The organism is Polaribacter vadi, from assembly GCF_018861005.1.
GTDB classification, from domain to species: Bacteria; Bacteroidota; Bacteroidia; order Flavobacteriales; family Flavobacteriaceae; genus Polaribacter; species Polaribacter vadi_A.
In genome coordinates this window covers 412,817-426,324 of the sequence record NZ_JAHKQL010000004.1, presented here as the reverse complement: position 1 = coordinate 426,324, position 13,508 = coordinate 412,817, and the positions used below count along the sequence as shown (strand labels likewise).

12 protein-coding genes are annotated in these 13,508 nt (G+C 30.1%); 4 read left to right on the top strand and 8 right to left on the bottom strand.

All coding sequences use genetic code 11. The features are described from left to right. Positions 1–6 precede the first annotated feature (6 nt). The gene (locus KO506_RS04520; protein ID WP_215993689.1) at positions 7–507 is read left to right on the top strand and encodes a hypothetical protein; all 501 of its coding nucleotides are present in this window, start codon (positions 7–9) and stop codon (positions 505–507) included. Between the two features lie 97 nt (positions 508–604). On the opposite strand, the gene KO506_RS04515 is transcribed toward KO506_RS04520, so the two are convergent. Continuing rightward, positions 605–2,464, bottom strand: a complete 1,860-nt coding sequence (locus KO506_RS04515) for a peptidase M61 (protein ID WP_215993688.1) — start codon at positions 2,462–2,464, stop codon at positions 605–607. Positions 2,465–2,603: 139 nt separating this feature from the next. Between KO506_RS04515 and KO506_RS04510 the strand changes: the two genes are divergently transcribed. Next, on the top strand, positions 2,604–4,568 hold the full coding sequence (locus KO506_RS04510; RefSeq protein ID WP_215993687.1) for a YgiQ family radical SAM protein: 1,965 nt from the start codon (positions 2,604–2,606) through the stop codon (positions 4,566–4,568). Between the two features lie 6 nt (positions 4,569–4,574). On the opposite strand, the gene KO506_RS04505 is transcribed toward KO506_RS04510, so the two are convergent. The 3 genes from KO506_RS04505 to KO506_RS04495 all read right to left on the bottom strand — a co-directional run bounded on the left by KO506_RS04505 (position 4,575) and on the right by KO506_RS04495 (position 7,498). Beyond that, positions 4,575–5,762, bottom strand: a complete 1,188-nt coding sequence (locus KO506_RS04505) for a YHYH protein (protein WP_215993686.1) — start codon at positions 5,760–5,762, stop codon at positions 4,575–4,577. A gap of 114 nt (positions 5,763–5,876) precedes the next feature. Beyond that, positions 5,877–6,617: a hypothetical protein gene (locus KO506_RS04500; protein ID WP_215993685.1), complete on the bottom strand. Its 741-nt coding sequence runs from the start codon at positions 6,615–6,617 to the stop codon at positions 5,877–5,879. 59 nt (positions 6,618–6,676) lie between these two features. Then, on the bottom strand, positions 6,677–7,498 hold the full coding sequence (locus tag KO506_RS04495; RefSeq protein WP_215993684.1) for a class I SAM-dependent methyltransferase: 822 nt from the start codon (positions 7,496–7,498) through the stop codon (positions 6,677–6,679). 103 nt (positions 7,499–7,601) lie between these two features. Between KO506_RS04495 and KO506_RS04490 the strand changes: the two genes are divergently transcribed. Beyond that, positions 7,602–10,139 (top strand): M14 family zinc carboxypeptidase, encoded by a 2,538-nt coding sequence (locus tag KO506_RS04490; protein ID WP_215993683.1) that lies wholly within the window; start codon positions 7,602–7,604, stop codon positions 10,137–10,139. 76 nt (positions 10,140–10,215) lie between these two features. Here KO506_RS04490 and KO506_RS04485 read toward each other — a convergent pair whose 3' ends face one another. The 4 genes from KO506_RS04485 to KO506_RS04470 form a co-directional block, all read right to left on the bottom strand. Further along, positions 10,216–11,106, bottom strand: coding sequence for a dienelactone hydrolase family protein (locus tag KO506_RS04485; protein WP_215993682.1), 891 nt, complete (start codon positions 11,104–11,106; stop codon positions 10,216–10,218). Between the two features lie 68 nt (positions 11,107–11,174). Continuing rightward, positions 11,175–11,714 (bottom strand): sigma-70 family RNA polymerase sigma factor, encoded by a 540-nt coding sequence (locus KO506_RS04480; protein WP_215993681.1) that lies wholly within the window; start codon positions 11,712–11,714, stop codon positions 11,175–11,177. Between the two features lie 249 nt (positions 11,715–11,963). Next, positions 11,964–12,299, bottom strand: a complete 336-nt coding sequence (locus tag KO506_RS04475; RefSeq protein ID WP_215993680.1) for a DUF3703 domain-containing protein — start codon at positions 12,297–12,299, stop codon at positions 11,964–11,966. Positions 12,300–12,340: 41 nt separating this feature from the next. Next, on the bottom strand, positions 12,341–12,868 hold the full coding sequence (locus KO506_RS04470; RefSeq protein ID WP_215993679.1) for a hypothetical protein: 528 nt from the start codon (positions 12,866–12,868) through the stop codon (positions 12,341–12,343). 105 nt (positions 12,869–12,973) lie between these two features. Here KO506_RS04470 and KO506_RS04465 point away from each other — a divergent pair, with 105 nt between their 5' ends. Then, a complete protein-coding gene (locus tag KO506_RS04465) occupies positions 12,974–13,477 on the top strand; it encodes a GbsR/MarR family transcriptional regulator (RefSeq protein ID WP_215993678.1) in 504 nt (167 codons plus the stop codon). Positions 13,478–13,508 lie beyond the last annotated feature (31 nt).

Genomic DNA, 13,508 nt, shown 5'->3' with positions numbered 1-13,508 from the left:
TTTAAAATGAATGAAAGCTTAGAAAATTTACCACTTTATATTAAGGCTGAACAAATTAATGAATTGGTTAGCAAGGTAGCTGATTTAATTGAAGAATGTGATGAAGATGCTGATGCAGAAAAAAAAATGATGCAGTACTTTAAAGAATACTTAACAAATAGTTCAAGGTTGATACCCGCAAAAATAGCTGGTGTTTATGATGAAGAAATATTGTATGATATTAAAATGGAAACTGCTACTATTATTCGAAGAGAAGCTCGTTATATTTTAGCATATACAACTAGTTTAAAAGAGTTAAGTTTTAAAGATGTTGATTATTTAAAACTTATTAGAGATGAAATTGAAGAATTTAGAATACTATTTGCAGAGTGGGTCAAGACATTTAATAAGCAGAATTATAAAATTGATGGATGGGGTTTATTTAATCCTCCAGGCGTAAATATTGATGATTATGATATTGAAGACGATTTACCATTCGATAATCCGTTTGATGATGATGACTTTTAAAAAAATAATAATCTAGTGATTTCTCCACAAGGTTAAAATGACAGAAAAAAAAGACTCCCAAAATGAGAGTCTTTAAGTTTTTAATAAAGAAATAAAATTACAAAGCTTTTAACCAAGCATCTCTTAATTTTTTCTTCGGATCAGATTCTGGTAATTCTTCAATTACTAAATTTTCGATTTCAGTAGTACCTTTTACAAAATCGCTTTCTAGTTTTAGAGTTTCTCCATTTCTAATTACTTCAAAAGTAATTTTGTCTCCTGCTTTCCATTGTATAGATTGTCCTATAAAAGTTCTTATGTTTTGCAAGTTTACATCAGTACCATTTACCGATTTTAAAACATCACCAGATTTTACACCCAAAGCTGCTAAAGCCGTGTTTTTTCTATTGGTAAAAAAGATTTCTTGTTTTTGATTAGCTGAGATAAAAATTTGTCTGTTACTGTCTAAAAAGTAACCAGCATCAATGTTTTCTTTTTTCTTAACAATACCAACTTTGGCTAACAAAGCATCGTAATCAATAGCAATATTTCCTGTTAAATGCTTATCGAAAAAAGTGCCAATAGAAGGATAGGTCATGGCTACAATTTCATCTAAAATTTCATCATCTTTAAAAGGTTTATTCTGTCCGAATTTATTCGATAAATCTTTCATTAAATCACGAACTCCGTATTTACCTTCACTTTCTTCGCGCAATAAAATATCTAAAGACATCCCAATTAAAGCTCCTTTTTGATATACATTTCCATAGTTTTTGGCATATTTATCCTCTAAAATGTTTTCACTCATTTTAGTAAAAGACATAGTATCATTATAACGCATAGAGCTCGCAATTTTCCCTTTCATTTCATCAATAAATTCTTGCTCAGAAATTAAGCCTTGGTTTACTTGAAACAAGTTGGCAAAATATTCAGTAATTCCTTCGTACATCCACAAATGTTGAGACATATTTGGCGTGTTAAAATCAAAAGAATGTATTTCTTCAGAATGTACAGACAATGGAGTTACAATATGAAAAAACTCGTGAGAAACAGTTCCATTAATCATTCCATTTGTCAATTGTTCTTTGCTATACGTTTCTGGAAATACTACTGTTGTAGACGATAAATGCTCTAAAGCACCAAAACTTTGCCATTTATATACTTTTGGGTCGAATAAATACACTAGAATATTGTATTCGTTCGTTGTAGAAAAACCTTCTAAGAAATTGGTTTGTGCTTCAACCATTTTCTTTAAATCAGCTTCCATGTCTTTAGCATTATGTATATTATTTGGCGAATACACAGCCAAAGAAACAGCAACACCATTTACTGTAAAGTTTACCGTGTTTAAAGGTGCATACATAATTGGGTTGTCTGATATTTCATCATATCTAGAAGCATAAAATACATCTTTTGTGTTGTCTTCTTTAGTAATGTTTTTATTGATTAAAGAAGAAGTTTCATACAAATTCTCTGGATGATTTATGGTTAAATTATAAGGCATTTCTTTGTTGCCTTTAAAATAACCCACAAAACCTGGTAAGTTTAAAAAGAAATTTTTGTCAGCTTCAATATTGGTTCCTGCCATTACATAAATGCCGTGTTTTTTTTCAGAGTCGAAAGTGTCATCTACCCAATAAGAAATTTTGTCTAGTTTTTGAGCTTCATTAATTTGCCAAGAATTTGGGTCTAATTTACTTACAGTAAGTTCGTTTCCATCATAATCAAAGGCTTTTAAATCAGAAACAAATTGGCCATAATCACTCATTGCATAAGTACCTGGTACAATTGCAGGAATTTGGTATACGATAGATCTTTGGTTTATTTTACTTGGGTTTACTTCTACTTTTATTTTATCATCAACAATATTGTTCAAGTCCATAGAAACCTGAATCGTGTTGTCTTTTTTGTTGATGTTAGAAGTTGCACAACTGCCTAAAAATGCAATAGTAATTGCAAAAAATAGTATTTTTTTCATTTATAAAGTTTATAGATTCTTACAAAAGTATTAGATTTCTTATGTATTTAGTCACTTATTTAACAAAAATTTTGGCAACTTGTAATTTATAAAAGAAAGCATATCGTAATCCATTTTAAAACCCGTATTTTTGCAAAATATGCAAGAAACGAATAGACATCAATTAACAGACTGGTTACCAACTACAAACAAGGAAGTAAAAATCCGTGGTTGGGAACAATTGGACGTTATTTTATTTAGTGGAGATGCTTATGTAGATCATCCATCATTTGGGCCAGCCGTAATTGGACGAATTTTAGAAAGTTATGGATTAAAAGTGGCAATTGTACCACAACCAAGTGTAAATGATAATCTGCAAGATTTTGAGAAACTAGGCAAGCCAAGATTGTTTTTTGCAGCAACTGGTGGTTGTATGGATCCTATGGTTTCAAATTACACAGCTAGTAAAAAAAGAAGAGATAAAGACGCTTATACACCCAATGGAGATAAGGGTTTTAGACCAGATTATGCAACTTCTGTATATTCTAAAATATTAAAAGAAAAATTTCCTGATGTGCCTGTTTTAATTGGCGGTATTGAAGCTTCTTTAAGACGTGTAACGCATTATGATTATTGGTCTGATAAGCTGTTGCCAACTATTTTAGAAACTTCTAAAGCAGATATGTTGGTATATGGTATGGGAGAACAACCTTTGCGTGAAATTGTAGAATTATTGCAAAAAGGTGTGCCCTTTTCGAGTTTAAAAAACATTAAACAAACAGCTGTTTTAATTGATGAAAAACAAGAGAAAATTCCTGTAATTAATGATTGGGAAGATGTTACTATTAATTCTCATAAAGCTTGTTTAGCTGATAAAAAGACTTTTGCTTCTAACTTTAAAACGATTGAACAAGAATCGAATAAACTTAAAGCGAGAAGAATTCTACAAGAGGTTGAAGGAAAAATGTTGGTGATTAATCCACCTTTTCCTACAATGACAGAAAAAGAAATTGATGGTTCTTTTGATTTGCCTTTTACACGTTTACCACATCCAAAATATAACAAAAGAGGACCCATACCTGCTTTTGAAATGATAAAATTTTCTATCAATATTCATAGAGGATGTTTTGGTGGATGTAGTTTTTGTACCATTTCTGCACATCAAGGAAAATTTATTGCAAGTAGAAGTCAAGAATCGGTTTTAAAAGAAGTAGATAAGGTTGCAAATATGCCCGATTTTAAAGGTTATTTGTCTGATATTGGTGGGCCTTCTGCAAATATGTATCAGATGAAAGGTAAAGTGCAATCTATTTGCGATAAATGTGTTGCACCTTCTTGTATATCGCCTGTAATCTGTTCTAATTTAGATACGTCTCACAAACCATTAACAGAGTTATATCAAGCTGTAGATAAACATCCGAAGATAAAAAAGTCATTTATTGGTAGTGGAATTCGACACGATATGTTAGTGCCAGAATTCAATAAAAATGCAGATCCAAAAGAATTAGATGCATACACAGAAGAGGTTATGACCAAACACGTTTCTGGACGATTGAAAGTTGCTCCAGAGCATACTTCTGACCCAGTTTTAAAGTTGATGCGTAAGCCTTCTTTTACTTATTTTCATAAGTTTAAAGAGCGTTTTGACAGAATAAATATCAAGAAGAAATTGAACCTACAATTGATTCCTTATTTTATTTCTAGTCACCCAGCAAGTGAAGTGGAAGATATGGCAAACTTGGCTGCTGAAACCAAAAATATGGGCTTTCAGTTAGAGCAAGTGCAAGGTTTTACACCCACTCCAATGACGGTTGCTACTGTAATTTATTATTCTGGTTATCATCCTTATACTTTAAAACCAACCAAAACTCCGAAGACAAAAAAGGAGAAAGAAGATCAGCATAAATTTTTCTTTTGGTATAAAAAAGAAAATAAAGATTGGATTAAAAACACTTTAAATAAAGTGGGTAGACAAGATTTGCTAAAAGTACTTTTACCAGAAACCAATTCTTGGCAAAAGAACAAAAAAGCAAAAACTGCTAAAAACACTTTTGATGATGCTGTGCCTTTTAACAGAAGAAAGAAAAAAGTAACTAGAAGTTCTTCTAAAAAGAGAAGGAGGTAAAATACCTTATTCTTTTACCTCTGTGTAGCCTGGTAAACCATGTAAACATTTTATTATTTGGTTTCCTCCAGGTTCACCTGCGTGATAATGATAACCTCTTTCATCATCAAAATGCCCTCCACATTCGTCTAAATCTGTAGGTTTATTTCCGTTTTTATCTAACAAAGCGTAAATTCCAAAACCATCTATAGCATAACCAATTAGTTCTGAATGCGAATTGGCTTGTTCAATAGCTTTTGTAGAACCAGTAACTGCATGATAATGATAACCTCCATGAGGATTTACATGGCCTCCATGATCGTCTAAAGGTGCAATTGTATGTGCTGCTAAAATTGCGTGAGTTGGTGCAGGTGGATCGTATTTTACACCATTAAAGGCAACTCCAATTCCACCTCTTCCAAAACTTTGTGTGTTGTTTAAATAAGTAGGAGTTACAGGTATTGTATACGTAGTTACTTGGTCTTTAAAATATTCTGGTAAACATTCTACACAATAATTATTATATTCTTCAGCTACATCTGGTTTTGCAGCAGCTAAACAACCTTCTTCTGTATCTGTAACCCTAATTGTACCATCTTCTCTATACACTTTCCATTTATCATCACTATAAAATTCATCTAGATTTGCTATAAAATGCCCAGAAACATCATAAACTTTATCATCTTTAAACCAAATACCAGCTTTTTCCATTCCATCATCTATATGTCTTGGACACCAAGGACCCATTTGATGTTCTGTAGCCAGAGAATTGGTTTTAAAAACATAACAAAGAGTTTCAATTCCGTTTAAATTGATGGTTTTTTTCTCAATATCACCAATAATGTTTTCTGAAATAAAATAATTTGTATTTACAGGTACTACTTTTACTGTTGTATTAATTTCTGCTGATAAATCAGTTGGTGTGTTTTCTCTTCTTGGTGGTCTATTTTCTTGATTTTTTAGTGCAGATGAAAGTTCATCAGTAGATAAAAAACCATCAGAATTAGTATCAATTTTTGAAAAATCATCAGCTAATGGACCACTTGTTTCATTTTCAGATAACTTACCATCTTTATTACTGTCCATTTCAGTAATTAGTTGAGTAACACTTGGTCTTCCTTCTCTTTGTTCTTCTTGTTGGTTTTCGTTTTTATTTGAAGATTTACAAGTAATAAAAAGTAAAACGGACAAAATTATATATGCAATATTTTTCATAATCAGTTTCTTGTTTTAGAATGATGAGTTATCGTTAATTTTTATAAAAATAACTTTTAGAATTTATAACTTTAGATTCTTAATCAGGAAAAAACTTGCGGTAAAAGTTAAAAATTACTCAGGTAAAACCGTTAAATGAATTTTTAGAATACTTTCGTTTACATAATCAGCATCAGCAGTAAAAGCTTTTACAATTAGCATGGTGTTTTGACCAATAAATTCTTTATCTATTTTAAAGTTAAATCTATTAGAATCTTGTTTTATCTTTAATTTACCTGCAAAATGTGCTATTTGATATTCAATTTTTCTGTCTTTAGGATCATTTGCTTCTACTAATAATTCGTAATCATCACCAACTTTTAAAACTGGTTTTTTCTTATTTGTAGTATCAGATTTAGACCAAGAAGTACCTAAATTATCAGAAATTTTTTTGATAGAGATAAAATAATCATCTACTAAATTTTCTTTATTGTTATAGATAGTAATGGCATTTTTTAAATCCATTACAATACCAGAAAGTAAATTCTCTTGACTTTGTATCAAGTTATTTCCACTATTGATTGTTTTTCTGAATTGCCCAACTTCTTTAAAAAATACTTGAAACCTTTTTTTATCGAATAAAATAGGCAAGAATTCTTTCCAGTTTTCTTCAATAACTAAAGCTAAGTCTTCGAAATCAGCATAAAAGATGATTCTTTTTTCAAACAAAAAGCCATCATTTTTGTTTTTTGCATTGGTTCTTTTTGCAAACCATTTTTCTGATATTTCTTTAGAAATATTATAATCGCTTTTATCTTCATCACCAAGAACATCAATAATTAATTGCCTTAACGTATTTTCATATTGTAGAGTCATGTAATAAAATTGAATTTTTAAGAAAAATAATCAGTTAAAACAAATATACAAAAAGGCTTTTATTTTTCTACAGCAATCATCATATGAGGACTAAAAGGTAACAAATATTCATCATTCTGTGTAAGATGTTGTAAGGCTTTTAAAGTTTTCGATTTCTTTTTATCGAGCATATTTGCAAAGTATTCATTGTCTAGCCAAATCATTCCTTCTACAGCAAATAAGTTAATGAATTTTAATTCTTGTTCTAGAAATTCAGCTTTTAAATCTTGTGGTTTATGATAAAATGCATCTGCCAATAAAAAAGGAAAATCTTTTGGTGCATTATGAATTCCTGAGGTTAATTCTTCTTTACACATTTCAAAAAATGAGTTAGCGTGAATCATTCCGTTCATTAAACCTACAACAGTAGAGGCAGTTGCGTTTATGGCAAAACCTAAAACAATTCCGCCTTTTTTTAATACACGTTTTGCTTCAAGTATGGTTGCTATTCTATCTTCTCTTTTTTGCAAATGATACAAAGGCCCATGTAAAATAACCAAATCTGCAGTATCATTTTTATAAGGTAATTTCTGAGCAATTCCTTTGGTAACCGAAAATGGATTTTTTAGTTTTTTTGCTCTTTTTTCGGCTAATTTTATATGTTTTGCAACAGGTTCTATTAAGTGTACTTTATGATTTTGTTGCGCTAACCATTCTGAGTATTTTCCTGTTCCACCACCAACATCAATTATAGTAATATTTGGTTTAGAAATGTGCTGTTTTATAAGTTCTTTAATACGTTCAAACTCAAAAATACCCATTCCTTTTTCTAGGCGAGTTTCTTCTGAAGCTTTGTTGTAAAAGTCTTCGAGTTCTTTATTGATAAGTGATTTGCTTTTCATCAAAAAAAATAAAAATCAAATGTAAACTAATATTTTGAATGTTAAATAAAACAACCGTTCGCAATTAATTATTATTTTAGTGCAACTAACCTATTGCAGTCTTATGAAATCTATCAAACACCTTTTTGCTTTTCTATTTACTTTTGTTTTATTCCAAAATTTAGTGGCCCAAGATTATTATTTTAAAGATAAAGCCCCTTTTAATTCCGAAATTCCTACTCCAGAAGAATTTTTAGGATATGAAATAGGAGAACACCATACAAGGCACGATTTAATTGTGGCTTATTTAACAAAGTTAGCAGAGGTTTCTGACAGAGCATCCATAGAAATTTATGGTAAAACCCATGAAAAAAGAAAATTAGTAATGTTTGCGGTTTCTTTACCAAAAAACTTACAAAATTTAGCAACAATAAAATCTGAACATTTAAAATTTGTTGATACAGAGACCAATGTTAAAAATTATGATGATGTACCTGTAATTATTCAATTAGGGTATAATGTGCATGGAAATGAGCCTTCGAGTTCTGAAGCAGCTTTACTTGCAGCATATACTTTGGTGGCTTCTAATAATCCAGAAGTATTAAATTATTTAGAAAAGTCAGTTATTTTTATAGATCCAACAATTAATCCTGATGGAAGAGATAGACACACACAATGGGCGAATCAATATCAAGCAAAAAATTTGGTTTCAGATAATGTAGATGCAGAGCATACAGAAGGTTGGCCAAGAGGAAGAACAAATCATTATTGGTTCGATTTAAATAGAGATTGGTTATTGGCTGTACATCCAGAGAGTAAATCAAAATTAAAATGGATGCATTCTTGGTATCCAAATGTGGTGACTGATTTTCATGAAATGGGTACAAATAGTCATCACTTTTTTGAGCCTATGAAACCAATAGGTTCTTGGGATCCTATTATGCCAAAAGAAAATTACGAAGATTTAAACAACTTATTTGCAAAGTATTTTGTTAAGGCTTTAGATGATGTGGGTTCTTTATATTATACCAAAGAATCTTTTGATGGTACATATCCTGGTTATGGTTCTTCTTATCCAGATTTACAAGGTGGTTTAGCTTTATTGTTTGAGCAAGCTAGTTCTAGAGGTCATGTTCAAGATACAGATTATGGTAAAATTACGTTTTCGTTTACCATCAGAAATCAATACATATCTACGTTTGCAACCATAAAAGCAGCTGTAGAAAACAAAGCTTTTTTAAGAAAATATCAACAAGATTTTTTTAAATCTGCAGTTACCCAAAAAGCAAAATCTGGTTTGGCTGGCTACGAGTTTCAAGAAAAATATGATAAAAACAGAGCCAAAGATTTTATAGAACAATTGTTAACGCATAAAATTAAAGTGTACAAAAATGGAGATACTTACACTGTGCCTTTAAAACAGCCACAACATAGAATGGTGCAAACCATGTTTGAGACTTATAGCAAGTATAGAGATAGTGTTTTTTATGATGCTTCAGCTTGGAGTTTAGCCAATTTTTACAATATAAAATACCAAGGTAAAAAATCGGTAAGTTTAGGAGAAGAAATTACAAATACAGAAAATTTAGTTCAAAATCAAAAAATAATAAAATCAAATTATGCTTATATGATTGATTGGGATGATTACAATACACCAGCAGCATTATATTATTTGCAAACCAAAGGATTAACTGTTGCTTCTGCTTTTAAACCATTTTCGATTACCACATCAGATGGTGATAAAAGTTTTAATTATGGTAGTTTATTGATTCCTGTAAATAAACAAAAAAAATCTACTGAAGAAGTTTTCAAGATTATAGCTGAAGCACAAGAAAAATTTGAAATTCCTGTTTTTGGAACAAACAGCGGATTTAGTTTAAAAGGAATTGATTTAGGGAGTAATAATTTTAGAGTTTTAGAAAAACCTAAAGTAGCTTTATTAATTGGAGAAGGAACTAATTCTTACGAAGCTGGTGAGGTTTGGCATTTATTAGATACTAGAATTCATATGCCAATTACTAAAATTAGAATGAGCAATTACAGAAGAGCCAATTTAGATAAATACAATACTTTGGTGATGGTTTCTGGAAGTTATAATGAGTTAGATTCCATCCAAAGAAATAAATTAAAAGATTGGGCAGCCAAAGGAAATACTTTAATTACAATTGCTGGTGGTTCTAAATGGTTGATTGATAAAAAAATGGTGAAAGAAAGTTTAACCAAAAAACCAAAGTCTAAAGAGAAAGACAAAAAAGAAACCAAAAGAATGCCTTATGTAGATGCTTCTGAAAATGCTGGAAAAGAAAGAGTAGGAGGTGCTATTTTTGAGGTAGATTTAGATGTAACTCATCCTTTAGGATTTGGATACAGATCCTCTAAATTGCCAGTGTATAAAAACAATATGGTGTTTTTGGCCCCAAGCAAAAGTGCTTATGCAACAGTTGCTAAATATTCTAAAAATCCACATATAGATGGCTTTGTATCTAAAAATAACTTAGATAATTTTATTAAACCTTCTGCTTCTTTATTAGTAAGTCCTTTAGGTAGAGGTAGAGCAATATTATTTGCTGATAATCCTAATTTTAGAGGTGCTTGGTATGGAACAAACAAACTTTTTTTAAATGCTTTGTTTTTTGGTGCTGAAATTAGAGTGCCTAGATAATAATAAGTGGTATTATTTGTACAAAAAAAGAGCGTTCGTAATACGAACGCTCTTTTTTATTTTAGAATATTTAGCTTTATGCTTTTAAATATTTATTAAAGAAATCAATAGTTCTTTTCCAAGATAAATCTGCAGCTTCTTTATCAAATCTTGGTGTGGTATTGTTGTGAAATCCGTGGTTTGCATTCGGATAAAAATGAGCTGTATGCTCTATTTTATTCGCTTTTAAAACTTTCTCAAAAGCTGGCCAACCCGCATTTACTCTTTTGTCTAATTCACCATATTGTAATAATAATGGTGCTTTTATTTGTGCAGCCATTCCATCATCAGGTTGTCTACCATAATAAGGTACTGCAGCACCTAAATCTGATACTTGCACAGCCATCATATTAGAAATCCAACCACCAAAACAAAAACCAACAACACCTACTTTACCAGTACAATTTTTATGATTTTTCACATAATTATAAGCAGCAATAAAGTCTTCTAGCATTTCTAAACGATCTCTTTTTCTTTGCATTGCTCTACCTTCATCATCATTACCTGGGTAACCACCTAAAGGTGTTAAAGCATCTGGAGCTAAAGAAATATATCCTTCTAAAGCTGTTCTTTTGCCTACATCTTTTATATAAGGATTTAAACCTCGATTTTCGTGAACAACAATAACTCCTGGAAGTTTACCTTTAGTTTCTGCTGGCATAGAAAGTAAACCATCAATTTTTAATCCGCCTTTAGGCGAATCATAAGTAATCATTTTAGAATCTATTCTTGGATCATCATCTTGAACTATAATAGAATCGATATAATTTGGAGAAACAAAACTCAGCAAAGCAGGCAAAGTAATAGCGCCAACTGCGTATAAAGAAAGTTTTTCTAAAAATTGTTTTCTTGTAAGTTTATTGTGTGCGTAATCATCATACAAATCAAATACTTCTTGACTTATATCTTCTTTTTTTAGTTCAATCATAATAGAGAATAGTTTATTAGAAATTTATCCCCCAAGATAATTAAAAATTGATGATTTATTTTGTTAAATTAATTGCAAACTTTGCAGTCTTCTTTTTCTTGAATTTCGCCAACTAAATTGCCTTTTTCATTCATTACAAAACCACAACAATCCATAAAACCTTGTGCAATTAATTTTCTTGCTCGTTGAATTTGCGATTTTGTTGTAGGTAAACTTTGTTTTAATTGATGTGCAACTTCTTGTTGTTTTAATCCTTTGATGTCTGATAAAAACAAAGGATCTCTATATTTTTTAGGCAAGTGTTTTAATATACCTCGCAAGCAATCTTGTTCTGTATGTGTATTTTCTAAGATTTCAGTTTCGGCTTCAAAATTGGCAATTTCAAAGGTTTGATTTGTGCTTTTCCAATAATCTAAAATCGAATTTCTAGCCACAGTAAAACACCAAGATTTTAATTTAGTGATGTCTTTTAAAGTATGAAGTTTGGTGTGGATTTTTATAAAAGTATCCTGTAAAATATCTTCAGCAATAGTGGTATCTTTTACCTTGCTGATGATAAATCGTTTTAAATCCTGAGAATAATTTGTCCAAACTTGTTTGGTAGTCATTGTTTTTATTTTAAAAAAGTCATTTCAACTTTATAAAGAAATCTAATGTAGAAGGTTCTTTATAAAGTCGAAATAACAGTGTAAAACTAACAGTTACAATTTGTACAAGTACAGCTTGTACAAGTGCAATTTTTACAATCTCCAGTTACACAACCTTTGCAATTACAAGTACATTCGTTTTTATATTTCATAATATTTGTTTTAATGTTCATCTAATAGACAGTAAAACTTTAAAAAAGATGCATTAAATTAAAAATATTTTTTTAGTTCTTTTCTAATCGTCATTATTTTGATAGGTGAAACATCTGCACCTCCTGTATTTCCTTTAGGAACCCAAATTAATGTAAATAGGAGAGAAGCTATTAATCTAATAATTTGACCAATACTTTCTTTGATGTTTTTAGTCTTTATGCCAAAATTCAACATCCAATAATGACTAATTGTATGTCTAATTAAATGTTTCTGCCCTAAAATATGTGCATTTTCTAAATGATAAAAAGAAGCTTCAAAATTTTTTAGTTTTAAAGCCTGTTTACCTAATTTTAGTTGATGATAATATGCTGTTTTTAAATTTTGATTATCCATTTTGTTTTAAAAATAGACGAGTTATCATCAAAAAAGATGCATTATTTAGATCTTGAACCTACAAATTGATCAGATTTCACTTTAAATAATACATTAAAAGTGGTTAAACTTCCATAAATTCTGGTGATGTATTGTTGCAAATCAATTTTATCTTGATCGTCTAAGGTCTTGCTTGAGTTAATTTTTTGCTCCATAACACGAATTCGATCTCTAACCATTACAATCTTATGAAAAAACGTATCAATGGGTATTTCTTTATCAGCTAAATTAGAATCTGCTGACCTAAAAATTAAGGTTCCTTTTTTCCATCTATCTGCAATTGGTGCTATTTCTGTAACATCGCTCCATTTTTGTAATAAACTTTTGAGTGATTTTTCAACTTCGTAAAAACTAATCGTATCAACTTCATCTTCTACAGCTTCAATTACTTCAAAATCGCTGTCAATATCTATGGTTTCTAATCCGTCTTTTATAAAAGTTACCCAATAATGTTTGCTGGTAACATTGGTTACAACTCCTGTTCCATATGTTGCGTGTTCTATTCTTGAACCTATTCCTAATAATTTCATTATGTATTTAATTTTTAAGGAAAGATAAATAACTTATCAATTCTATAAAATTATTTTATTTTCAATAATTATTGAAAGTTTAGAAATAAGTTGTATATTTGATGTATGGTATTAGAAGATGCAAAATTAAAATATATTCATACTTGGGGAAGTTTAGCTACTTCTTGGGGAGTTAATAAAACAATGGCTCAAGTACATGCGTTATTATTAGTTTCTACAAAGCCTTTGTCTGCAGAAGATATTATGGAAACTTTACAGATTTCTAGAGGTAATGTAAATATGAATGTTAGAGCTTTAATTGACTGGGGAATTGTACAAAAAGAATTGGTAATTGGTGAACGAAAAGAATTTTTTGTAGCAACCAAAGATATTTGGGAATTGTTTAAACAAATCACCAAAGAACGTAAAAGAAGAGAAGTAGAGCCTGTTTTAAAAGTTTTAGCTGATTTGCAAGAAATCGAAGACGATTCTGAAGAAGCTCTAGAATTTAAAAAGGTTTTAAACGATTTATCTAAAGTAACCACAACAGTAAATAATATTTTAGACAAAACGATTAAAGCTGATGAACACTGGCTTTTATCAAACTTTACCAAAATTGTAAAAAAGTAAAAAAATTTGACTATAAACTTTCAATAAATTC

Excerpts from the sequence above, each read along its gene's own strand:
- KO506_RS04510 (WP_215993687.1), top strand. The coding sequence starts at position 2,604 with ATGCAAGAAACGAATAGACATCAATTAACAGACTGGTTACCAACTACA.
- KO506_RS04480 (WP_215993681.1), bottom strand. The coding sequence starts at position 11,714 with ATGACTACCAAACAAGTTTGGACAAATTATTCTCAGGATTTAAAACGA.
- KO506_RS04515 (WP_215993688.1), bottom strand. The coding sequence starts at position 2,464 with ATGAAAAAAATACTATTTTTTGCAATTACTATTGCATTTTTAGGCAGT.
- KO506_RS04465 (WP_215993678.1), top strand. The coding sequence starts at position 12,974 with ATGGTATTAGAAGATGCAAAATTAAAATATATTCATACTTGGGGAAGT.
- KO506_RS04485 (WP_215993682.1), bottom strand. The coding sequence starts at position 11,106 with ATGATTGAACTAAAAAAAGAAGATATAAGTCAAGAAGTATTTGATTTG.
- KO506_RS04490 (WP_215993683.1), top strand. The coding sequence starts at position 7,602 with ATGAAATCTATCAAACACCTTTTTGCTTTTCTATTTACTTTTGTTTTA.
- KO506_RS04505 (WP_215993686.1), bottom strand. The coding sequence starts at position 5,762 with ATGAAAAATATTGCATATATAATTTTGTCCGTTTTACTTTTTATTACT.
- KO506_RS04500 (WP_215993685.1), bottom strand. The coding sequence starts at position 6,617 with ATGACTCTACAATATGAAAATACGTTAAGGCAATTAATTATTGATGTT.
- KO506_RS04520 (WP_215993689.1), top strand. The coding sequence starts at position 7 with ATGAATGAAAGCTTAGAAAATTTACCACTTTATATTAAGGCTGAACAA.
- KO506_RS04495 (WP_215993684.1), bottom strand. The coding sequence starts at position 7,498 with ATGAAAAGCAAATCACTTATCAATAAAGAACTCGAAGACTTTTACAAC.
- KO506_RS04470 (WP_215993679.1), bottom strand. The coding sequence starts at position 12,868 with ATGAAATTATTAGGAATAGGTTCAAGAATAGAACACGCAACATATGGA.
- KO506_RS04475 (WP_215993680.1), bottom strand. The coding sequence starts at position 12,299 with ATGGATAATCAAAATTTAAAAACAGCATATTATCATCAACTAAAATTA.